Raw genomic sequence first — 21,401 nt, forward strand, 5'->3', positions numbered from 1 at the left:
CGAACGCGCTCAGAGCACGACCGGCTCCGGCTCGATGCGTACGCCGAAGCGCTGTTGGACCGTGTCGGCGATGCGCGTGGCCAATGCCAGCAGATCGCTGCCCGTGCCGCCGCCGTGGTGGACCAGCACAAGCGCCTGTTTGCCGTACACGCCGACCGGGCCATCGGTCACGCCCTTGAACCCGCAGCGGTCGATCAGCCAGCCGGCGGCCAGCTTGAAGCTGCCGTCCGGCTGGGCGTGGCTGACGAGATCGGGATGACGCGCCAGCAGCGCGTCGCGTTGGGCCGCGCTGACCACGGGATTCTTGAAGAAGCTGCCCGCATTGCCGATCTCCCGGGGATCGGGCAGCTTGCGCGTGCGCACGGCGATGACCGCATCGCGGATGGTGGCGGCATCGGGCTCGCGTCCCGCCATATCCTGTCCCGCTACCTCGCGCGCCAGTTCGGCATAGCCCAGCACCGGCTGCCAGGGGCGCGGCAGTCGCAGCGTGACCGCGGTGATGATGTAGCGGTCCCGGCCTTCGCGTTTGAAAAGGCTGTCACGGTAGGCGAAGTCGCATTGCGCCAGCGAGAGGCTGACGAACGCCCGCGTCTGCCGGTCCCATGCGCGCAGGCTGTGGAAGCGCTCGCGCAGTTCGACCCCGTAGGCGCCGATATTCTGGATCGGAGCGGCGCCCGCGGTGCCGGGGATCAGCGCGAGGTTTTCCAGGCCGGGCATGCCATCGTCGATGGTGCGGCAGACCAGTTCGTGCCAGTTCTCGCCCGCCCCTGCGGTGACCAGCCATGCGTCATCGGCAGCCTGCACCGAATAGCCGGGTATCTGCATCAGCAGCACCGCCGCGTCCAGGTCGCCGGTCAGCACCACGTTGCTGCCACCGCCCAGCACGACCACCGGCAAACCCTCGAGCCGGGGATCGCGCAGCGCCGCGCCGAGGTCGTTTTCGCTGCGGATATGGACGGCCAGGCGCGCCCGGACATCGAATCCGAATGTGTTGTGGCGTTGCAGGGGATAAAATTCGTGGAAATCTGCCATGCAAGAGAAGGGTGATGCGGCCGACGCGGCGGTGGCCTGGACTGCAAGGGTGGCTGGATTATACGGAACCGCGGCGGCGCGCCGCCGCGCGGTCCGGCAATGGCGAACAGGTAAGCGGATACAAGGAGAATGCGATGCCGACGTTTGACGTGGTATGCGAAGCGAATATGGTCGAGGTGAAGAACGCCGTCGAACAGGCCAACAAGGAAATCTCGACCCGCTTCGATTTCAAGGGCTCCGACGCACGGGTCGAGCACAAGGAGAACGAGCTGACCGCCTTCGCGGACGATGACTTCAAGCTGGGACAGGTCAAGGACGTGCTGATCAGCAAGATGGCCAAGCGCAATGTCGACGTGCGGTTCCTCGACTACGGCAAGACCGAGAAGATCAGCGGCGACAAGGTCAAGCAGGTCATCACCATCAAGAAGGGCGTCACCGGCGATCTGGCCAAGAAGATCGTCAAGATGATCAAGGACAGCAAGATCAAGGTCCAGGGCAGCATCCAGGGCGATGCGGTGCGCGTGTCGGGCACCAAGCGCGACGATCTGCAAACCGTGATCGCCATGCTGCGCAAGGACGTGCCCGAGGCGCCGCTGGACTTCAACAACTTCCGCGACTGATTCCCTCTATCGGTCCTTGCTACACGCTGCCGCGCGAATGCGGCAGCGGTCCGCGGGGGCACCCCAACCCGATCAGCGCGGCTGGGGCAGCCCCCCGATCTTCGCCCCCGCCTTGATGCCCTTCTGGGCGAACCAACCCTTGTTCATCTCCAGCGCGTAGCGCACCGCCGCCTTGGGGCAGTGGTTGTTCTCGCTATGCGGCTGCATGTCCTCGATATTCACGATGGTGCCGTCATCGGCCAGGAAGGCGATCGACAGCGGCAGCTCCGTGTTCTTCATCCAGAAGCAGTGCCCCGCCTTCTCCTCGAAGACGAACAGCATGCCGTTGCTGGCCGGCATGGTCTTGCGATACATCAGGCCCTGCTGCCGCGCTTCGGGCGTGGATGCCACCTCCGCCTGGATGGCGTACATGCCGGCGGTCAGCGACGTCACCGGCAGGCGTGCCTGCGCATGGACGACGGACGGGAGCAGGGCGGTGGCAAGGCAGGCGGTCAGCAGGCGGATGCGGAAGGGCATGGCGGCGCGATAAGGTGGAGGAGGGTGAAGCGTGGCGCCGGCGCAGGCCGGCAGCTCCGAAACAGCTGAAAGCATAGCGCAGTCGCGGCGCTCAACGTTCACGCCCGCCCGCGCCCCGCGGGCCGCACGCGCGGCGGGGCCGGTCTGGCCGGCGCTGGGTCCTGCAACCCAATGGCAGCGCTCGGCACCTCGCAATACTGGCCCGGCGCCAGGCCGAGCTCGCGCAGATCCAGCTGGCCGATGCCGATCCGGATCAGCCGCAGCGTGGGATGGCCGATGGCCGCCGTCATTCGCCTGACCTGGCGGTTCTTGCCCTCGCGGATGCCGATCTCCAGCCACTGGGTCGGAATGGCGGCGCGGAAGCGCACCGGCGGGGTCCGCGGCCACAGGAAGCCGGGTTCGTCGATCAGCCGGGCAGTGGCCGGCAGGGTGCGGAAGTCGCCCAGGTCCAGGCCGCCTCGCAGCCGGGCGAGCGCGGCTTCGTCCGGGATGTTCTCGACCTGTGCAAGATAGCGCTTGGGCAGCTTGTGGCGCGGATCGGCGATGCGGGCCTGCAATGCGCCCTCGTCGGTCAGCAGCAGCAGGCCCTCGCTGTCGGCGTCCAGCCGTCCCGCGGGATAGACGTTCGGCACGTCAACGCAGTGCGCCAGCGTGGGCCGCGACGGGTGTGGCGAGAACTGGCTCATGGTGCCAAACGGCTTGTTCAGGGCGATCAGCGTCATCGATGGTGGCGGTACATGACACGAAGGGCGCCAGTATGCCCGAGGGCCGGAGCGCCATCGCCTACAATGTGCTGGCGTGGACAGAGATCCGCCACGCCGCTGCGCCGCGCAGCGGCAGTCATTACCCGATTCGAATGGGAGACACCATGTACCAACACATCAAGGTTCCGCCTGGCGACAAGATCACGGTCAATCCGGACTTTTCGTTGAATGTGCCGGACAACCCCATCATTCCCTATATCGAGGGCGACGGTACGGGCGTGGATATCACGCCGGTCATGATCAAGGTCGTCGATGCCGCCGTGGAGAAAGCCTACGCCGGCAAACGCAGGATCGCGTGGATGGAAATCTACGCCGGAGAAAAATCGACACAGGTCTATGGTCCGGACGTATGGCTGCCGGACGAGACGCTGCAGGTGCTGAAGGAATACGTGGTTTCCATCAAGGGCCCGCTGACCACGCCGGTGGGAGGTGGCATCCGCTCGCTGAATGTCGCGCTGCGCCAGCAACTGGACCTGTACGTCTGCCTGCGCCCGGTACGGTATTTCAAGGGCGTGCCATCGCCCGTGCGCGAACCCGGCAAGACCGACATGGTCATCTTCCGCGAGAACTCCGAGGACATCTACGCCGGCATCGAATGGGAGGCCGGCAGCGAACAGGCGAAAAAGGTGATCGCCTTCCTGCAGAACGAAATGGGCGTGAAGAAGATCCGATTCCCGCAGACGTCCGGGATCGGTATCAAGCCGGTGTCCAGGGAAGGGACGCAACGCCTGGTGCGCAAGGCCATCCAGTACGCGATCGACAACGACAGGCCGTCGGTGACCATCGTGCACAAGGGCAACATCATGAAATTCACCGAAGGCGGATTCCGCGACTGGGGCTATGAACTTGCGCAGAAGGAGTTCGGCGCCGAACTGGTCGATGGTGGTCCGTGGTGCAAGCTGCGCAATCCGAAGACCGGCAAGGACATCGTCGTCAAGGACGCCATCGCCGACGCCTTCCTGCAGCAGATTCTCTTGCGTCCGGCCGAATATTCGGTGATCGCGACGCTGAACCTGAACGGCGACTATATTTCCGACGCGCTGGCGGCGCAGGTGGGCGGCATCGGCATCGCGCCGGGCGCGAATATGTCGGACTCCGTGGCCATGTTCGAAGCCACGCACGGCACCGCGCCCAAATACGCGGGCAAGGACTACGTCAATCCCGGGTCCGAAATCCTGTCCGCGGAAATGATGCTGCGCCATATGGGCTGGACCGAAGCCGCCGACCTGATCATTTCGTCGATGGAGGCGTCGATCCTGTCGAAAAAGGTGACCTATGACTTTGCCCGCCTGCTCGAAGGCGCCACCCAGGTTTCCTGCTCGGGTTTTGGCCAGGTGATGATCGACAACATGTAGGCCAGCGCAGCGGCTTCCCGCTCAACGACCCGGCGCCGGGAGGCGGCCGGGTTTTTTTCTCCCCGCCAGGCCGGTAATCCGCCCGATCGTGGCGCCCGGAATGCGAAAGGCCCGGCATCAGATGCCGGGCCTTTCGATGGACAGGATTTCGCGCTCCGTGTGCAATGGCCTGGGTCATTTTCCCGCCGCCGATGTGGCTGGCTGTCGAATGCCCGGCTATCGCCCCCGTTCCGGGGCGCGACGCCCCACCCTGGTGCGGCCGCCGTGAACTCTGTGGTCCAGTGCGTCCGCGTTACGCTCGGATACGCTCAGGCTGCGCCCTGAATATTCGTGGCTTGCTTGCCTTTGGGACCCTGGATGATTTCGAACGACACGCGCTGGCCTTCCTTCAGAGTCTTGAAACCGTTCATCTGGATAGCCGAAAAGTGCGCAAACAGTTCTTCTTCACCGCTGTCCGGGGTAATGAACCCGAAACCCTTGGCGTCATTGAACCATTTGACAGTACCGCTTGCCATAAACTCCCCCAACGAAAAAGCAGATTTCAAGCAGGGAGACGCCGTGGCCAAGCTGATTCCGACAAAACGCCTTGCCGGTGCGTCCGGCCCGAAATGGGGCACGGTCGCCTGATGGCCCAGCGCTTCGTGTAATGCATGGCGGCGCCTCAACCGCGAAGCGCCGCCGCCAGGTCCGTGGGCCTCCCGCTCACGGAGCACTCCTGTCCGGCCTGATGCTTTGGCTCGCTTAGCCGGACGTGAATGTTCGGACGATTTTTCTGGCAATCCGTCGCGCTGTCAAGCCGGCAGATTCCCCACTCCTGGTGTGGTGTGGCGGGAATCGCACGGGCTTCGCTGCGATACTGTGGTCCATTGGAAGGGACGCCGCCGGATGCCGCGAACCCGAACGCCGGCGGCTCGCGGCGGTCGAAATGCTGTCCCGACGGCAGAATTGTCCTCTTGAATCCGGCGTCTTTTCCCCAAATTGCAGACTTGAGCGAAGGGGTTAGAATAAGGCCATGGCTATACGGCTGGCGAATGTCCCACAACGCGATGCAGGCACTGTACTCGAGCGGAAAGAGCAGGCGCTCAAACCGCCCGCCATGTACAAGGTGGTGCTGCTGAATGACGACTACACTCCCATGGAGTTCGTCGTGATGATCCTGCAGCAGTATTTCAGCAGGGACCGGGAAACGGCGACGCAGATCATGTTGACCGTCCATCGGGAAGGAAAGGGCGTGTGCGGTATCTATACGAGAGATATTGCCGCGACCAAAGTTGAGCTGGTGTCAACGCACGCAAGGCAGGCGGGGCACCCGTTGCAGTGCGTGATGGAGGAAGCATGATTGCGCAAGAATTGGAAGTCAGCCTGCATATGGCCTTTGTCGAGGCCAGGCAGGCACGCCACGAGTTCATCACCGTGGAGCATTTGCTGCTGGCATTGCTGGACAATCCGACAGCAGCCGAGGTCTTGCGCGCCTGCGCGGCCAATATCGAGGATCTGCGCACCAGCCTGAAGAATTTCATCGTGGACAACACGCCCGTCGTACCGGGCACCGATGAAGTCGACACGCAGCCCACGCTGGGATTCCAGCGCGTGATTCAGCGTGCCATCATGCACGTGCAGTCGACCTCGAACGGCAAGAAGGAAGTGACCGGCGCCAACGTGCTGGTGGCGATTTTCGGCGAGAAGGATTCGCACGCCGTCTATTACCTGCAGCAGCAGGGCGTCACGCGCCTGGACGTGGTCAATTTCATCAGCCACGGCATCCGCAAGGACCAGTCCGAGCCGGCCAAGCATGGCGACGGCACGGCCGAGGGCGAGGGCGGCGACGGCAAGGAAAGCCCGCTCGAGCAATACACCCAGAATCTGAATGCGCTCGCCAAGGCCGGCAAGATCGATCCGTTGATCGGCCGCGAAAGCGAAGTCGAGCGCGTGGTGCAGGTGCTGTGCCGCCGGCGCAAGAACAACCCGCTGCTGGTGGGCGAGGCCGGCGTCGGCAAGACCGCGATCGCCGAAGGCCTGGCATGGCGCATTACCAAGAGCGAAGTGCCCGATATTCTCGAGAAGGCGGTCGTCTACTCGCTGGATATGGGCGCGCTGCTGGCCGGGACCAAATACCGCGGCGATTTCGAGCAGCGCCTGAAGGGCGTGCTGAAGTCGCTCAAGGACAATCCCAACGCCATCCTGTTCATCGACGAGATCCACACCCTGATCGGGGCGGGCGCGGCGTCGGGCGGCACGCTGGACGCCAGCAACCTGCTCAAGCCGGCCCTGTCCTCGGGTCAGCTCAAGTGCATCGGGGCGACGACCTTTACCGAATACCGGGGCATCTTCGAGAAGGATGCGGCGCTGTCCCGCCGCTTCCAGAAGATCGACGTGGTCGAGCCGTCGGTGGACCAGACCGTGCAGATCCTGCGCGGCCTGAAGTCGCGCTTCGAGGAGCACCATGGCGTCAAGTACGCGGCCTCGGCGCTGACCGCCGCGGCCGAGCTGTCGGCGCGTTTCATCACCGACCGCCATCTGCCCGACAAGGCCATCGATGTGATCGACGAGGCTGGCGCCGCGCAGCGGATCCTGCCCAAGTCCAAGCAGAAGAAGACCATCGGCAAGGGCGAGATCGAGGACATCGTCTCGCGCATCGCCCGGATCCCGCCGCAAAGCGTGAACCAGGACGACCGCAGCAAGCTGCAGACGCTGGACCGCGATCTGAAGTCCGTGGTGTTCGGCCAGGACCCGGCCATCGAGGCGCTGGCGTCGGCCATCAAGATGTCGCGCGCCGGCCTGGGCAAGACCGACAAGCCGATCGGCTCCTTCCTGTTCTCGGGCCCCACGGGCGTGGGCAAGACCGAAGTGGCCAAGCAGCTCGCCTTCATCATGGGCATCGAGCTGATCCGCTTCGACATGTCGGAGTACATGGAACGCCATGCGGTGAGCCGCCTGATCGGCGCGCCTCCGGGTTACGTCGGCTTCGACCAGGGCGGTTTGCTGACCGAGGCTGTGACCAAGAAGCCGCATTGCGTGCTGCTGCTGGACGAGATCGAGAAGGCGCACCCGGATATCTTCAATATCCTGCTGCAGGTGATGGACCACGGTTCGCTGACCGACAACAACGGCCGGCGCGCCGACTTCCGCAACGTGATCATCATCATGACCACCAATGCGGGAGCGGAGGCGATGAACCGGGCGACCATCGGCTTTACCTCGGCGCGCCAGCAGGGTGACGAGATGGCCGATATCAAGCGCATGTTCACGCCCGAGTTCCGGAACCGGCTCGACGCGACGATCAGCTTCCGCGCGCTGGACGAGGAGATCATCCTGCGGGTGGTCGACAAGTTCCTGATGCAGCTGGAAGAGCAGTTGCACGAGAAGAAGGTCGAGGCGAGCTTCACCGACGGCCTGCGCAAGTTCCTGGCGCGCAAGGGCTTCGATCCGCTGATGGGGGCGCGGCCGATGCAGCGCCTGATCCAGGACATGATCCGCAAGGCGCTGGCCGACGAGCTGCTGTTCGGCAAGCTGGTGTCCGGTGGCAAGGTGGCCGTGGATCTCGACGAGCAGGACCAGATCAAGCTGGACTTCTCCGAGATCGACGTCGAGCCGCCGGAGGCGCCGGAAAGCGAGCAACGCGCGGAGGCCTGACGGCCGCTGGGGACGATGGCAAACGAATCGTGCTATCCTCCGGCAAAATACGGGGGCGGCAGAAATGCCGCCCTTTTCATTTTCTGCCGTAGCGTTGTTGCATTTCCGTAAGCCACCCAAGTACCCGATGTCCCGATCCGATTGCAGCCGACTGCGTCGCATGCTGCTGAAATCGTTGCCGCTGGGCGCGATCTCGGCCCTGCCGCTGCCCGGCCACGCCGTCCCCGACGAGGAATCCGCCCGCGGCGGTTCCCGCCCGATTGCGATGGTGCTGCCTTTCCCGCCCGGAGGCAGCGTCGATATCGTCGCCCGCCAGCTGCAGCCAGGCCTGAAGGCCGGTCTGCGCCAGACCGTGGTGGTCGACAACAAGCCCGGTGCCGGCGGTTTGATCGCCTCGAGCACGGTGGCCCGCGCCCGCCCGGACGGCCACACCTTCCTGATGGCTTTCGATACCCACGCCATCAACCCGTTCGCCTACAAGAAGCTGCCCTACGACACCTTCCGCGATTTCACGCCAGTGTCGCAGCTGGTGCGTTTTCCGCTGGTGCTGGCGGCCCATCCTTCGCTGCCCGTTTCCAACGTGCGCGAACTGGTCGAGTTGGGACGGCAAAAGCCCGAATCGGTGCGCTATGCCTCGTCGGGGGTCGGCAGCCTGAACCAGCTGGCCGCGGAGGCGCTGGCCACCGAAAGCGGCATGCGCATGCTCCACGTGCCCTACAAGGGCGGGGGGCCGGCGGTACAGGCGGTGCTGTCCAACGATGTCGACCTGTTCTTCTCCAGCTACGCCGCCGTACAGGCGCACGTGGCCGCCAAGACCATCAAGGTACTGGGCGTGACGGGCACCAGCCGGTTGCGCCAACTGCCGCAGGTGCCGACGGTGGCGGAACAGGGCTATCCGGGCTTCGAGGCGTATTCGTGGATCGGCGTGTTCGGCCCGGCCGGCATGTCCACCGCGGTCGTTACGCGGATGCACGACGCCTTGGCGGGAGCGCTGCGCATGCCTCGCGTGGTGGAGGCGCTGGGCGCCCAAGGTTTCGAGATCGTTGCGGGCAGCCCGGCGGACCTGGGCAATCTGGTGCGGCAGGAACACGACAAGTGGTATGCGGTCGCCCGCAAGGCCAATATCCAATTCGACTGAGCAGACACCGATGACCGCAAGCGAACCATTCGACCATGCCGTGGTGGTTTGCACGGAGTTGCAGGCCGCGGCGGACGCCTGGCGCCGGCTCGGCTTTACGCTGACCCCGCGCGGCTTCCATACGCTGGGCTCGCAGAACCACTGCGTGATGCTGGAGCGCGACTACGTCGAACTGCTGCACGTCACCGCGCCAAGCCCCAACCGCCAGTATTACTGGAACGCCCAGCAGCAGGGCGGCGGCTGCGTGGCGATGTCATGCAAGAGCGGCGACGCGTTCGCGACCGCGGCGCGCCTGCGCGGCGACGGCTGGCATACCTCCGATCCGATCGAGTTCTCGCGGCCGGTGCAGCTGGACGACGGCACCGAGCATCCCGCGACGTTCCGCGTCACCGCCATCGACGACGCGCCCGGCGCGCGCTTCTTCGTTTGCGAGCACCGCACGCCCGAGCTGCTGTGGCGGCCCGAATGGACGGCGCATGCCAACGGCGCGACGGCCATCGCCGCGATGTTCCTGGTAGTGGCGCCGGCGCTGGTCGACGCGGCGGGCCGGGCCTACGCCGAGCTGACCGGCGGCGAGATGACCCAGTTGAGCGACCATATCTGCAGCCTGACCGTCGGCGACGCGGCGCTGGTGGTGACCACGCCGCAGGCGCTGGCGTCCGCCACGGGCACCGGGCATATCCGCCGCGCCGTGCCGGGCTACGCGGCGATCCGGCTGCGCACCGACCGCCTGGCCGAGGCGCGCGAGCTGTGGCGCGCGGCCGGGGTGCCGGCGCTGGACCTGAGCGCCGGCGAAACGCTGATTCCGGCGGAAGCGGCGGCCGGCGTGGCGCTGCTGTTCGAGCAGCCGGCCTGAGGGCTTTCCCGCCGCGCTGACGGCGTCAGCCGGGCTGGCCGGCATGGTGCACGCCGGTCGAGCCGAAGCCGCCGGCGCCACGGGCCGTATCCGTGGAAAACTCCTGAACCGTCGTAAAGACCGGGCGCAGCACCGGCACGAACATCATCTGCGCGATGCGCTCGCCGGGCTGGATCACGATCGGGTCGGTGCCCGGCGCGTTGCGGTTCCACACGCTCACCATGATCGGCCCCTGGTAATCGGCGTCGATCACGCCGATCGAATTCCCCAGCACCAGGCCTTTCTTGTGGCCCAGCCCCGAGCGCGGGGCGATGGTGGCGGCCATGTACGGGTTGCCCATATGCACCGCGATGCCGGCCGGCACCAGCTGCGCCGGCGTGCCGGCTTCGATGGTCAGCGGTCCGTCGATGCAGGCGTGCAGGTCGATGGCGGCGGCCATGTCGCTCTGGTAAGCCGGCAGGCCCCATTCGTTCAGGCGCGCGTCCAGGACCTTGATTTCGACAGAGGGCTTCAGTGCTTGGCTCATGGGAAGACTGCTGGGTGAAAGGTAGAGGTAGGAGGGCCGGGGCGGCAGGATCGCGCCCCGTTCCCCATGTCAGCGCCGGGCCGGCAGCCGCTCGGCAATGGCACCAACCAGATGGCGGGCCAGCGTGAGCTTGTCGGCGCGCGGTAGCCGGGTGATGCCGTTGGCGTCGAACAGCACGATTTCGTTGTCGTCGCGGCCGAATGTATGGTGGCCGATATTGCCCACCAGCAGCGGCACGCCCTTGCGCTGGCGCTTCTGCTCGCCGTACTGCTCCAGATTCTCGCTCTCGGCCGCGAAGCCCACGCAGTAGGGGGCATCCGGACGCGCGGCGACGGCGGCCAGGATATCTGGCGTCTGTACGAAGCGCAGCGTCGGGGTGTCGGTGTCGTTGGCCTTCTTGAGCTTTTGCTCGGCGACCTCGGCCGGCCGCCAGTCGGCGACGGCGGCCACGGCGATGAAGACGTCGGCGCCGGCAAGCTGCCCGATGACGGCGTCGTGCATATCCTGGGCGCTCTGTACATCGGTACGCAGCACGCCGCGCGGGGTGGGCAGGCCGGTCGGGCCGGCCACCAGCAGCACCTCGGCGCCGGCTTCCCGCGCCGCGCGGGCGATGGCGAAGCCCATCTTGCCCGAGGACCGGTTGGTGATGCCGCGCACCGGGTCGATGGCCTCGAAGGTGGGGCCGGCCGTGATCAGCACCCGGCGCCCCGCCAGCGGCTTGGGCTGAAAGAAGGCAATGATCTCGTCCAGCAGTTCTTCCGGCTCGAGCATGCGGCCATCGCCGGTCTCGCCGCAGGCCTGATCGCCGCTGCCGGGGCCGAGAATGGCCACGCCGTCGGCGCGCAGCTGGCGGACGTTGCGCTGGGTCGGCAGGGCGCCCCACATCTGCCGGTTCATCGCCGGGGCGACCAGCAGCGGACAATCGCGGGCGATGCACAGCGTGCTGAGCAGGTCGTCGCACAGTCCGTGCGCGAGCCGGGCGAGAAAGTCGGTGGATGCGGGCGCGATCACGATCGCATCGGCTTCCCGCGACAGGTCGATATGCGCCATGTTGTTGCCGACGCGGGCGTCCCACTGGGACGTAAAGACGGTGCGGCCCGACAGCGCCTGCATCGTGACCGGCGTAATGAACTGGGTAGCGGCCTCGGTCATGACCACCTGCACGGTGGCGCCCGCCTTGGTCAGCAGCCGGACGAGTTCCGCCGACTTGTAGCAGGCGATGCCGCCGGTCAGTCCGAGAACGAGATGCTTGCCGCGCAGATCCATGGAGGGCTCGTCAGAAGGAAAACGCCAATCATACCGGCCGCGCCGCGCGAGCGCGGCGCGCCGTCACCCGTTGCGGCGCACGCGCCGCAGTTCGTCGACGATGATCAGGACGGCGCCCACCGTAATGGCGCAATCGGCCAGGTTGAACGCCGGCCAGTGATAGCCGCGCAGGTGGAAGTCGAGGAAGTCGACCACGTGGCCGTAGGCGATGCGGTCGATCACGTTGCCGATGGCGCCGCCCAGAATCAGCGAGACCGCCAGGCAGAACAGCTTCTGGCCGGTATGGCGGAACAGCATCCAGACGATGAAGCCACCAACCGCCAGCCCGAGCACCGTGAAGAACCAGCGCTGCCAGCCGCCCGCGTCGGCGAGGAAGCTGAAGGCGGCGCCCTTGTTGTAGACCAGCACGAGATTGAAGAAGCTGGTGACCGGACGCGATTCGCCGTAGGCGAACTCGCGCACTACGAGGATCTTCAGGAACTGGTCCAGCACCACCACCAGCAGCGCGAACGCCATCCATAGCAGCGGCGTGGTCGTGTTGCGCCGCTGGGCGCTGCGGGTGCCACGCGCACGCGCGGGCCGTGAAGACGTGCTGGCCATCAGGCGTGCCTCCTGTGTTCGCCGGCACCGAACAGATTGCTGGTGCAACGGCCGCAAAGCGTGGAATGGGCGGGGTCGTGGCCGACGTCGGCGCGGTAGTGCCAGCAGCGCTCGCACTTGGCGTGCACGGACGGCGTGACAGTGACCAGCAGGTCGCCGCCTTCGGGGGCCGGGGCGACCGAGGCAGCCGAGGTCAGCAGCACGAAGCGCAGGTCGTCGTCAAGGCTGCGCAGCGCCTCCAGTACCGGCCCGCCGGCCTGGATCAGCACCTCCGCCTGCAGCGACGAACCGATCTCGCCCTCGACGCGGATGGCCTCGAGCTGCTTGGTCACCTCGGCGCGCACGTTGCGGATGGCGTGCCACTTCTGCAGCAGGTCGTCGGCCTCGTCCACCGCCGGCAGGTCGTAGTAGGTGCTGGTGAAGATGGTGTCCGTGTGTTCGGTGCCGTGGCCGAAGACCTGCCACGCCTCTTCGGCGGTGAAGGACAGGAAGGGCGCCATCCAGTGCAGCATCGCCTGGGTGATGTGGTACAGCGCGTTCTGCGCGGCGCGGCGATCCTTCGAGTCGGGCGCCGTGGTGTACAGGCGGTCCTTGAGCACGTCCAGATAGAAGCCGCCGAGGTCCTCCGAGCAGAAGGTCAGCATCTTGGCGACCACGGGGTGGAATTCGTAGACCTCGTAGTGCGACAGCACTTCCTTCTGCAGCTGTGCGGTCAGCGCAACGGCATAGCGGTCGATCTCCAGCCATTCCGAGGCGGGCAGCGCATCACGGGCGTGGTCGTAGTCGGTCAGGTTGGCGAGCAGGAAGCGCAGCGTGTTGCGCACGCGGCGGTAGCTCTCCACCACGCGCTTCAGGATCTCGTCGGAGATCGACAGCTCGCCGGAGTAGTCCGTCGAGGCCACCCACAGTCGGATGATCTCGGCGCCCATCTTGTTCGAGACCTCCTGCGGCGACACGGTGTTGCCGACCGACTTGGACATCTTGCGGCCTTCGCCGTCCACGGTGAAGCCGTGGGTGAGCAGCGCCTTGTACGGCGGCTTGCCGTACAGCATCGAGGCGGTCAGCAGCGACGAGTGGAACCAGCCGCGGTGCTGGTCCGAGCCTTCCAGATACAGGTCGGCCAGGCGCCCGTCGGGCGTGTCGGCGGCCGGATCGTACAGGTCGTCGCGGTGCGAGCCGCGGATCACGGTCCAGTGCGTGGTGCCGGAGTCGAACCACACGTCCAGCGTGTCGCGGTTCTTCTCGTACATCTCGGGCTGGGACTCGCCGAACTCGGCCAGGAAGCGCTGGGTATCCAGCGTCTGCCAGGCCTCGATGCCTTCCTTCTCCACGCGCTGGGCCACCGCCTCGAGCAGTTCGGGCGTGCGCGGGTGCAGGGCGCCGGTTTCCTTGTGCAGGAAGAACGCCATCGGCACGCCCCACTGGCGCTGGCGCGACAGCGTCCAGTCCGGACGGTGCGCAATCATGTTGTGCAGCCGCTGCTTGCCCCAGCCGGGGTAAAAGGCCGTGGCGTCGATGCCGGCGAGCGCGGTCTCGCGCAGCGAGGCGCCGTTGTCCACCGGTGTCACGTCCATGCCCGCGAACCACTGCGAGGTGGCGCGATAGATGATCGGCGTCTTGTGGCGCCAGCAATGCATGTAGCTGTGGGTGTAGCGGTGCGAGTTGAACAGGTTGCCGGAGGCCTTGAGCGCCTCGACGATCTTCGGGTTGGCATCCCAGATCGACAGGCCGCCGAACAGCGGCAGCGTGCTGGCGTAGACGCCATCGCCCATCACGGGGCTGATGATGTCGTGGTCCGACATGCCGTGCGCCTTGCAGGACTGGAAATCCTCGATGCCATAGGCGGGCGCGGAGTGAACCACGCCGGTGCCGGTGTCGGTGGTGACGTAGTCGCCCAGGTACACGGGCGACAGGCGGTCATAGCCCGCGTCCATCTTCGCCAGCGGATGGTGGAAGCGCACCTCCGTCAGTGCCGCCCCGGCGCAGGTGGCCACGACCTCGCCCTGCAGTTCGTAGGTCTTCAGCTGCTCCTCGACCCGCTCGGTGGCGAGGATCAGGAAGCCGCGCGGCGTGTCCACCAGCGCGTATTCCACTTCCGGATGCAGGTTCAGCGCCTGGTTGGAGGGAATCGTCCAGGGCGTGGTGGTCCAGATCACGATCCAGCCCGGCTTGCCCTGCAGCCGCTCCAGCGGCACGTGAAAGGCGTGGGCCAGCTTGTCGGTCTCGGCGAACGGAAAGCCCACGTCGATCGACAGGTCGGTCTTGTCCTTGTATTCGACCTCCGCCTCGGCCAGCGCCGAGCCGCAGTCGAAGCACCAGTTCACCGGCTTCAGGCCGCGGAACACATAGCCCTTTTCCATGATCTTGCCCAGCGCGCGCAGCTCGTCCGCCTCGTTGCGCAGATTCATGGTCAGGTAGGGATGGTCCCAGTCGCCCAGCACGCCCAGCCGCTCGAAGTCCGCCTTCTGGCGGGCGATCTGCTCGGTGGCATAGGCGCGCGCCTTGGCCTGGACCTCCTGCACCGGCAGGCCCTTGCCGAACTGCTTCTCGATCTGGATCTCGATCGGCATGCCGTGGCAATCCCAGCCGGGCACGTAGACGGCGTCGAGCCCGGTCAGCCCGCGCGCCTTGATGATCATGTCCTTGAGCACCTTGTTGACCGCATGGCCGATATGGATGTCGCCGTTGGCATACGGCGGGCCATCGTGCAGCACGAACTTCTTCGCCCCCTTGCGCGCGGCGCGGATCTTCTTGTACAGCTGCTTGTCCTGCCATTGCTTGACCCACAGCGGCTCGCGCTTGGGCAGGTCGCCCCGCATGGGGAACGGCGTGTCCAGCAGATTGACCGGGTATTTGCTCTTTTCGGGTTTGGCGTTCTTGCCGCCGGACTTCGACTTCGGGTCGGACATGGAAATTCTCGAAAGCAGTTCGGTTGGCGCGCGGCGGGCATGGCTGGCTGGCCGGCGCGGTAGGGCGATGATTCGTGGGGCTGGGCGGTGATCCGGTCTGCGCTGGCGCAGGCCGGCCGCTAGCTAATTCGGTCGGTGGCCGAGGTGGCGCGCCGGGACAAGTCCCTGCCGCCCGCGTCCGCTCCCGGCGACGCCGCCCCGTCGGGCACCGTCATGCCGAAGAAGGCGCGGGCGTCGGCGCTGTCCTTGGCGATGGCGGCGGTCAGCGCTTCCAGCGAATCGAAGCGCGCCTCGTCGCGCAGCTTCTTCATGAATTCAACCTGCACGATGTGGCCGTAGACCGTGCGGTCGAAGTCGAACAGATGCACTTCCAGCAGGACGCGGCCGGCGTCCTCGATGGTCGGCCGCACCCCGATGCTGGCCACGCCGGGCAGCGGATGATCGGCCAGGCCATGCACCTGCACCACGAAAATGCCGCTGACCGCCGGGCGCTTGTGCGAAATGCGCAGGTTGAGCGTGGGAAAGCCCAGGTCGCGGCCCAGCTTGCGGCCATGGATCACGTGGCCGCTGATGACGTAGCCATGGCCGAGCAGCCGGCGCGCGTGCTCGAGATCGCCTTCGGCCAGCGCCTGGCGCACCGCCGAACTGGAGATCCGGATGCCGCCCTCGGAGATCGAGCCCATCTGCTCGACGTCGAACCCGTAGCGCTTGCCGGCCTGCTCCAGGTATGCGAAGTCGCCAGCGCGCCGGGCGCCGAAACGGAAATCGTCGCCGACCAGCAACCAGCGGGCGTGCAGGCCGTGCCAGAGCACGTTCTCGACGAAGGCTTCGGGAGATTGGCCCGCGAAATGGGCGTTGAAGTGTTCGACGACGACCCGGTCGACGCCGTGCCGGCGCAGGCTGTCGAGCTTGTCGCGCAGCATGGCGATGCGCGCCGGGGCCTTGTCGGGGCTGAAGAATTCCCGCGGGTGGGGCTCGAACGTCATCACGCACAGCGGCAGGCCGCGGGCATCGGCAGCGGCCCGCGCGCGGGCGAGCAAAGACTGGTGGCCGCGATGCACACCGTCGAAATTGCCGATGGTCAGCGCGCACGGCGCACGGCTTTCGGCATTGGGCAGGCCGCGGAAGACTTTCACGGGGACGGCGACGAGCGTTCGGATAAAGCGAGCATTATAAGGCGAACGGCGCGCGATTCCGTCGCCGGGCGCCCGGCGGACCGCCTGCGCCCCCCAATTGTGTGGCGAAACAGCCGCCCCGCCGTGGCGCGGCCTGGCAAAAGCCGGCATGATAGGCGCCGGTCCACGCGCTGGGCCTTCTTTTCGTCCGCCTCTCGCCCCTTTTCAGTTTGAACGCGCTGCTCAGCCGGATCCTGCCACGAAGCTGGCCTCGACTTCTGCCTCCTCCGGCACGGCCGCTGGACGCCGATACGCAGGCCAAGCTGCTCGCCACCGTCCATCGCGTCGCGCCGAGCGGCATCGTCGCCTCCCTGCTGCTGCCGGCTCTCACCGCGATCGCGTTCTGGAACGACGCCCAGCATCGCGCCCTGCTCGGATGGTGCGCGGTCATGCTGCTGCAGGCGCTCGGCACCGGCTGGTTCTACTTCGGCTACCGGCGCGACGGGGTCACCATGAGCCGCTCGGCCCATACGCGCAAATGGTGGAGCCATATGCGCGGCGTGGCCATCCTGAACGGGATGACCTGGGGCAGCTCCGCCGTGCTGCACCTCTATTCGACCTCGGTGGTGTTTTCCGGAGCGTTGTTCCTGCTCACGCTCGGCGTGCTGGCCGGCAGCACCACCTCGCAATCGCCGGCGCCGTCGAACCTCGTCTACGCCGGCATTCCGATCCTGGTGCCGAACATGCTGCTCGCCGAGTATGCGTTTCCGGGGCATGGCACCTATATCCAGCTGCTGCTGGTGATCTACTCGCTGATGCTGTCGCGCCATGCGCTGAACCTGAACCGGACCCTGGTGCGGGCGATCCAGCTGGAGAGCGAGAGCCGCCGGCTCGCCAAGCAATTCCAGGAAGAAAAAGAACGCGCGCTGCATGCCAGCGAGGAAAAGTCGCGTTTCCTCGCCGCCGCCAGCCACGACCTGCGCCAGCCGGTGCATGCGCTCGTGATGCTCGTGGAGGCGCTGCGGGCGCGCAACCGGTCATCGTCCCTGCACCCGCTGGTCGAGCAGGTGGCGGCCGGCACGCAGACCATCGACCTGCTGTTCCGCTCGCTGCTGGACCTGTCCAAGCTGGAAGGGCGCAAGGTGCTGCCCACGCTGGAGCCGTGCGAGCTGGGGGACGTGATCCGCGAGGTTATCAGCCAGTTCGCCGCGGACGCGCGGGAAAGTGGCCTGACGCTGTCGCCGCGCGTGCCCGCCGAGCTGTATGCGATGGCGGAGCCGGTGCTGCTGCGCCGGGCGCTGTTCAACCTGGTGCAGAACGCGCTGCGATACACCGAGCGAGGCGGGGTGCTCGTCACCGCACGCCAGCGGCGCAAGCATGTGCGCCTGGAGGTATGGGACACCGGCGCCGGCATCACGCCGGAGCACCTGCCCGATATCTTTTCGCCGTATTACCAGGTCCACAACCAGGAGCGCGATCCCTCGCACGGGCTGGGGCTGGGGCTGGCCATCTTCAAGGAGTGCGTCCGCCTGATGCGCGGGACCTACGGCGTGCGTTCCGTGCCCGGGAAGGGATCGGTGTTCTGGTTCGCGCTCGGTCTGGTGCCGGAGGAGACGGTGGCCTCGATTCGCGCCGTCCGCGCCGCGACGCTGGCGCGCGACAGCAAGCCGGACAGGCTGCGCGGCTCGGTGCTGGTGGTCGACGACGACAGCCAGATTCGCAAGGCGTGGATCGCGCTGATGGAAGCCTGGGGCGTGCAGGTCGCGTGTGCCGCGCATGGCGCGGAAGCGGACCGGCTGTTCGCCTCGGGGCTCAAGCCCGACATCATCTTTTGCGACCTGCGTCTGCCCGGCAGCGAGAATGGCCTGGACCTGCTGGAGCGCTGGCAGAACACCCAACCCCAGGCGCGCAGCGCGCTGCTCACCGGGGACCTGAAGTCCGATGCGCTGGCGGCCGCCGAGGAGGCCGGCTACTTCGTGATTCCCAAGCCCGTCGACCCGGCCTCGCTGCGGATGCTGCTGCGGCGCTGGCTGCGGCCGGCGTGACATCGGGCCGTTGCGTTACTGCCGCAGCCGGAACCGCTCCATGCGGGACATCACCTGCATCCGGGTACGTACCCCAAGCCGTTGCAGGATCGCGGATACATGTTCCTTGACCGTGTTCTCGGTCAACCCCAGCCGCCGGGCGATGACCTTGTTCGGCAGACCTTCCAGCACCAGCGCCAGTACCGAGCCCTGGCGCGGCGTGAGCCCCAGCTCGGCCGGCGTGACCGGAATCCCATGGGCGGGACCGAAGCTTCCGGCCTGGCCGCTCAGGGCTTCCGCGGTGGGAAACGAGGTGTCGCCGGCGAGCACGCGGCGCACGGCTTCGGAAAAGGCGTTGGCGTCCAGGTGCTTGCCCACGAAGCCGCAGGCCGACAGGGCGCGGGCACGGCTGACGATTTCCGGCGTGGCCTCGGCGGACATGAAGATGAAGCGGGCCCCCGGGATCAGCGATTTCAACGCCTGCATGGCGTCGAACCCCGTGCCGTCGTTCAGCCAGATATCGAGCAGCACGATGTCCGGTTTCAGGCCCCGTTGCAGCGTACCCAATGCCTCCTTGGCACTTCCTGCGGCGTGGACGGCGACGTCTGGCATGACTTCCGCAAGGAATGCGGTGGTGCCGGACAGTGCCATGGGGTGGTCGTCGACCACCAGCAAAGTCGGTGCAGCGTGCGACATGCGATTTCCCGTCAAGATATGACATCGTCCTTGTTGTCACCCGTTTCCTGGGGGAAGCGGGGCGTGGACGCTAGCGGTCACTCTAGCAGAGCGGCGGGGGGCTAACAATCCGCAAAGCCGATAGCCGCGTCATAACAACAGTGGGACACCGGCCGTCGGGACGGCAATGCTGGCGTGTTCCCATCATTTCGGCCCCATCCGGTCTCGCGTCGACCGTTGGCGCCTCCCGGCTTGGTAGAATTGCGCGATGAAAAATATCGTCATCCTGATTTCCGGACGTGGCACCAATATGGAGGCCATCGTCCGGGCCTGCTCCGAACAGGGCTGGCCTGCGCGCGTCGCGGCCGTCCTGTCCAACCGCCCCGACGCCGAGGGGCTCAAATTCGCCGCGGAGCAGGGCATCGCGGCCGGCGTCGTCGATCACCGCCAATATCCGGACCGCGACAGCTTCGACAAGGCGCTGGCCAAGGCCATCGACGCGCATTCTCCGGATCTGGTCGTGCTGGCCGGTTTCCTGCGCATCCTGACCCCCGAGTTCGTCGAGCACTACGCGGGACGCATGCTGAACATCCATCCCTCGCTGCTGCCCTGCTTCCCCGGTCTGCATACCCATCGGCAGGCGCTGGAGGCGGGCGTCAAGATCCACGGCGTGACGGTGCATTTCGTGACCGCCGCGCTCGATCACGGACCCATCGTCATCCAGGCCGCGCTCGACGTGCAGCGCAGCGATACGCCCGAAACGCTGGCCGAGCGCGTGCTCGCCATCGAGCATGAGATCTATCCGCGCGCGGTGGGCTGGTTCGTTGACGACCGCCTGCGCATCCGCGACGGGGTGGTGCAAGTGGAGCCGCCCGAGCCGCAGTTGCTGACGACTATTGCCGCGCCCGCGCTGGGAGGCCAACAATGAGCCGCCACGACGCCCCCGCGCGCAACGCCGGCGCCGCGCGCGCAGAGCAGGGCGGCGCCCGCCAGCCCGGCCGCGGCAAGCGCAAGCCGACGCCGCTGCGCAAGGCCCCGCAGGCCGACGGACAGCCCCGCGTGCACGGCGGCCTGCATGCCGCCCATATCCAGCACATCGACCGGCTGCTCGGCAAGGTGATGCTGTTCGCGCGGCCCGCGGACGCGGTCGTCAGCTACTACTTCCGCGAGAACAGCAAGCTGGGCCATCGCGAGCGCGGCATCATCGCCGAGGCGGTGTTCGCGGTACTGCGCCGGCGCGTGGAGCTGTCGCAGTTTGCCGAGAGCGGCAGCGGCGCGGCGCCGCGCCGGCTGGCGCTGCTGGGACTGGCCGCCACGCTCGGTCGCGACGCGCTGACGCCATTCCTGCATGCGGAAGAGGCCGAATGGCTCGACCGCCTGATGACCATCGAGCGCGCCAGCCTCGCGCCGCGTGTGCGGGCAAACCTGCCGGAATGGCTGTTCAACGACCTGGTGGCGCGGCATGGCGAGGAATTCACGCTGGCGCTGGCCGAGTCGTGGCTGCGCCCGGCGCCGCTGGACCTGCGGGTGAATCTGGTGAAGGGCTCGCGCGAAGCGGCGCTGGCCGAACTGGAAGCGGCCGGCCTGGGTGCCGAGCCGACGCCCATGGCGCCCACCGGCATCCGCCTGTCCGGCAAGCCCGCGCTGAACCAGTTGCCAAGCTATATCAACGGTCTCGTCGAGGTGCAGGACGAGGGCAGCCAGTTGCTTTGCCACCTGGTGGGGCCGCGCCGGGGCGAGATGGTGGTCGATTTCTGCGCCGGCGCCGGTGGCAAGACCCTGGCGTTGGGCGCGCTGATGCGCTCGACGGGCCGGCTCTACGCCTTCGACGTTTCCGACAAGCGCCTGGGCAACCTGAAGCCGCGCCTGGCGCGCAGCGGTCTGTCCAACGTCCATCCGGTGCTGATCGATTCCGAGCAGGACCCGAAGGTCAAGCGGCTGGCCGGCAAGATCGACCGCGTGCTGGTGGACGCGCCGTGCAGCGGCCTGGGCACGCTGCGCCGCAATCCGGACCTCAAATGGCGCCAGACGCCGCAGTCGGTGCTCGAGCTGACGGCCAAGCAGGCCGCCATCCTGGCATCCGCCGCGCGGCTGGTGAAGGCCGGCGGGCGCGTGGTCTACGCGACGTGCAGCGTGCTGGAGGCCGAGAACGAGGCCATCGTGCGCGACTTCCTGGCCGGGCATCCGGAATTCCGTCTCGTCCCCGTCGCGCAGGTGCTGGCCGAGCAGAAAATCGCCGTACCGGGCCTGGCCGAGGATGCCGACGTGCTCGCGTTGTATCCGCATCTGCATCAGACCGACGGCTTCTTCGCCGCCGTGCTCGAGCGCGCGAGCTGACCGGCAAACCGCCGCCAGGCGCCCGCCGGCGCCTG

At 66.8% G+C, this 21,401-nt stretch carries 19 protein-coding genes; 9 read left to right on the forward strand and 10 right to left on the reverse strand.

What is annotated here, in order from left to right:
* Positions 1-9: 9 nt before the first annotated feature.
* Entirely contained in the window at positions 10-1,032 is a 1,023-nt protein-coding gene (gene murB, locus LDO27_RS16115) for a UDP-N-acetylmuramate dehydrogenase (protein ID WP_224042736.1), read from the reverse strand.
* Between the two features lie 134 nt (positions 1,033-1,166).
* Here murB and LDO27_RS16120 point away from each other — a divergent pair, with 134 nt between their 5' ends.
* Positions 1,167-1,652 carry a YajQ family cyclic di-GMP-binding protein gene (locus LDO27_RS16120; RefSeq protein WP_222208248.1) on the forward strand — a complete coding sequence of 162 codons (486 nt, stop codon included), beginning with the start codon at positions 1,167-1,169 and terminating at the stop codon, positions 1,650-1,652.
* A gap of 72 nt (positions 1,653-1,724) precedes the next feature.
* On the opposite strand, the gene LDO27_RS16125 is transcribed toward LDO27_RS16120, so the two are convergent.
* Positions 1,725-2,168 carry a DUF192 domain-containing protein gene (locus tag LDO27_RS16125; RefSeq protein ID WP_222208246.1) on the reverse strand — a complete coding sequence of 148 codons (444 nt, stop codon included), beginning with the start codon at positions 2,166-2,168 and terminating at the stop codon, positions 1,725-1,727.
* 98 nt (positions 2,169-2,266) lie between these two features.
* Positions 2,267-2,890, reverse strand: coding sequence for a pseudouridine synthase (locus LDO27_RS16130; protein WP_224042738.1), 624 nt, complete (start codon positions 2,888-2,890; stop codon positions 2,267-2,269).
* Positions 2,891-3,036: 146 nt separating this feature from the next.
* On the opposite strand from LDO27_RS16130, the gene icd reads away from it, so the two are divergent.
* The gene (gene icd / locus LDO27_RS16135; protein ID WP_224042739.1) at positions 3,037-4,287 is read left to right on the forward strand and encodes an NADP-dependent isocitrate dehydrogenase; all 1,251 of its coding nucleotides are present in this window, start codon (positions 3,037-3,039) and stop codon (positions 4,285-4,287) included.
* 308 nt (positions 4,288-4,595) lie between these two features.
* Here the strand turns inward: icd and LDO27_RS16140 are convergent, their stop codons facing one another.
* Complete coding sequence (locus tag LDO27_RS16140) at positions 4,596-4,802, reverse strand: cold-shock protein (RefSeq protein WP_222208352.1); 207 nt, start codon at positions 4,800-4,802, stop codon at positions 4,596-4,598.
* A gap of 497 nt (positions 4,803-5,299) precedes the next feature.
* On the opposite strand from LDO27_RS16140, the gene clpS reads away from it, so the two are divergent.
* The 4 genes from clpS to LDO27_RS16160 all read left to right on the forward strand — a co-directional run bounded on the left by clpS (position 5,300) and on the right by LDO27_RS16160 (position 9,914).
* On the forward strand, positions 5,300-5,626 hold the full coding sequence (gene clpS, locus LDO27_RS16145) for an ATP-dependent Clp protease adapter ClpS (protein ID WP_222208239.1): 327 nt from the start codon (positions 5,300-5,302) through the stop codon (positions 5,624-5,626).
* Positions 5,623-7,920: an ATP-dependent Clp protease ATP-binding subunit ClpA gene (clpA, locus tag LDO27_RS16150; protein ID WP_222208237.1), complete on the forward strand. Its 2,298-nt coding sequence runs from the start codon at positions 5,623-5,625 to the stop codon at positions 7,918-7,920. The genes clpS and clpA overlap by 4 nt, the downstream gene beginning before the upstream one ends.
* Before the next feature lie 127 nt (positions 7,921-8,047).
* Entirely contained in the window at positions 8,048-9,058 is a 1,011-nt protein-coding gene (locus tag LDO27_RS16155) for a tripartite tricarboxylate transporter substrate binding protein (protein ID WP_224042740.1), read from the forward strand.
* A 10-nt stretch (positions 9,059-9,068) separates the two neighbouring features.
* Positions 9,069-9,914 (forward strand): VOC family protein, encoded by an 846-nt coding sequence (locus LDO27_RS16160; RefSeq protein ID WP_224042741.1) that lies wholly within the window; start codon positions 9,069-9,071, stop codon positions 9,912-9,914.
* 25 nt (positions 9,915-9,939) lie between these two features.
* On the opposite strand, the gene dut is transcribed toward LDO27_RS16160, so the two are convergent.
* The 5 genes from dut to LDO27_RS16185 form a co-directional block, all read right to left on the reverse strand.
* Positions 9,940-10,440 (reverse strand): dUTP diphosphatase, encoded by a 501-nt coding sequence (gene dut / locus LDO27_RS16165; protein ID WP_224042743.1) that lies wholly within the window; start codon positions 10,438-10,440, stop codon positions 9,940-9,942.
* Between the two features lie 69 nt (positions 10,441-10,509).
* Complete coding sequence (gene coaBC, locus LDO27_RS16170; RefSeq protein ID WP_224042744.1) at positions 10,510-11,706, reverse strand: bifunctional phosphopantothenoylcysteine decarboxylase/phosphopantothenate--cysteine ligase CoaBC; 1,197 nt, start codon at positions 11,704-11,706, stop codon at positions 10,510-10,512.
* Positions 11,707-11,769: 63 nt separating this feature from the next.
* Complete coding sequence (gene lspA, locus LDO27_RS16175) at positions 11,770-12,306, reverse strand: signal peptidase II (RefSeq protein WP_224042745.1); 537 nt, start codon at positions 12,304-12,306, stop codon at positions 11,770-11,772.
* Positions 12,306-15,215, reverse strand: coding sequence for an isoleucine--tRNA ligase (gene ileS / locus LDO27_RS16180; protein WP_224042746.1), 2,910 nt, complete (start codon positions 15,213-15,215; stop codon positions 12,306-12,308). The genes lspA and ileS overlap by 1 nt, the downstream gene beginning before the upstream one ends.
* Positions 15,216-15,334: 119 nt before the next feature.
* Positions 15,335-16,351: a bifunctional riboflavin kinase/FAD synthetase gene (locus LDO27_RS16185; RefSeq protein WP_224042747.1), complete on the reverse strand. Its 1,017-nt coding sequence runs from the start codon at positions 16,349-16,351 to the stop codon at positions 15,335-15,337.
* Positions 16,352-16,569: 218 nt separating this feature from the next.
* Between LDO27_RS16185 and LDO27_RS16190 the strand changes: the two genes are divergently transcribed.
* A complete protein-coding gene (locus LDO27_RS16190) occupies positions 16,570-18,375 on the forward strand; it encodes a hybrid sensor histidine kinase/response regulator (RefSeq protein WP_415809109.1) in 1,806 nt (601 codons plus the stop codon).
* Positions 18,376-18,390: 15 nt separating this feature from the next.
* Here LDO27_RS16190 and LDO27_RS16195 read toward each other — a convergent pair whose 3' ends face one another.
* Complete coding sequence (locus LDO27_RS16195) at positions 18,391-19,050, reverse strand: response regulator (RefSeq protein ID WP_222208220.1); 660 nt, start codon at positions 19,048-19,050, stop codon at positions 18,391-18,393.
* A 247-nt stretch (positions 19,051-19,297) separates the two neighbouring features.
* On the opposite strand from LDO27_RS16195, the gene purN reads away from it, so the two are divergent.
* Both purN and LDO27_RS16205 read left to right on the forward strand, forming a co-directional pair.
* Positions 19,298-19,957, forward strand: a complete 660-nt coding sequence (gene purN, locus LDO27_RS16200) for a phosphoribosylglycinamide formyltransferase (protein WP_224042748.1) — start codon at positions 19,298-19,300, stop codon at positions 19,955-19,957.
* Complete coding sequence (locus LDO27_RS16205) at positions 19,954-21,366, forward strand: RsmB/NOP family class I SAM-dependent RNA methyltransferase (protein WP_222208216.1); 1,413 nt, start codon at positions 19,954-19,956, stop codon at positions 21,364-21,366. The genes purN and LDO27_RS16205 overlap by 4 nt, the downstream gene beginning before the upstream one ends.
* Positions 21,367-21,401 lie beyond the last annotated feature (35 nt).

Origin of the sequence: Cupriavidus respiraculi (genome assembly GCF_914271545.1) — a bacterium.
GTDB classification, from domain to species: domain Bacteria; phylum Pseudomonadota; class Gammaproteobacteria; order Burkholderiales; family Burkholderiaceae; genus Cupriavidus; species Cupriavidus respiraculi.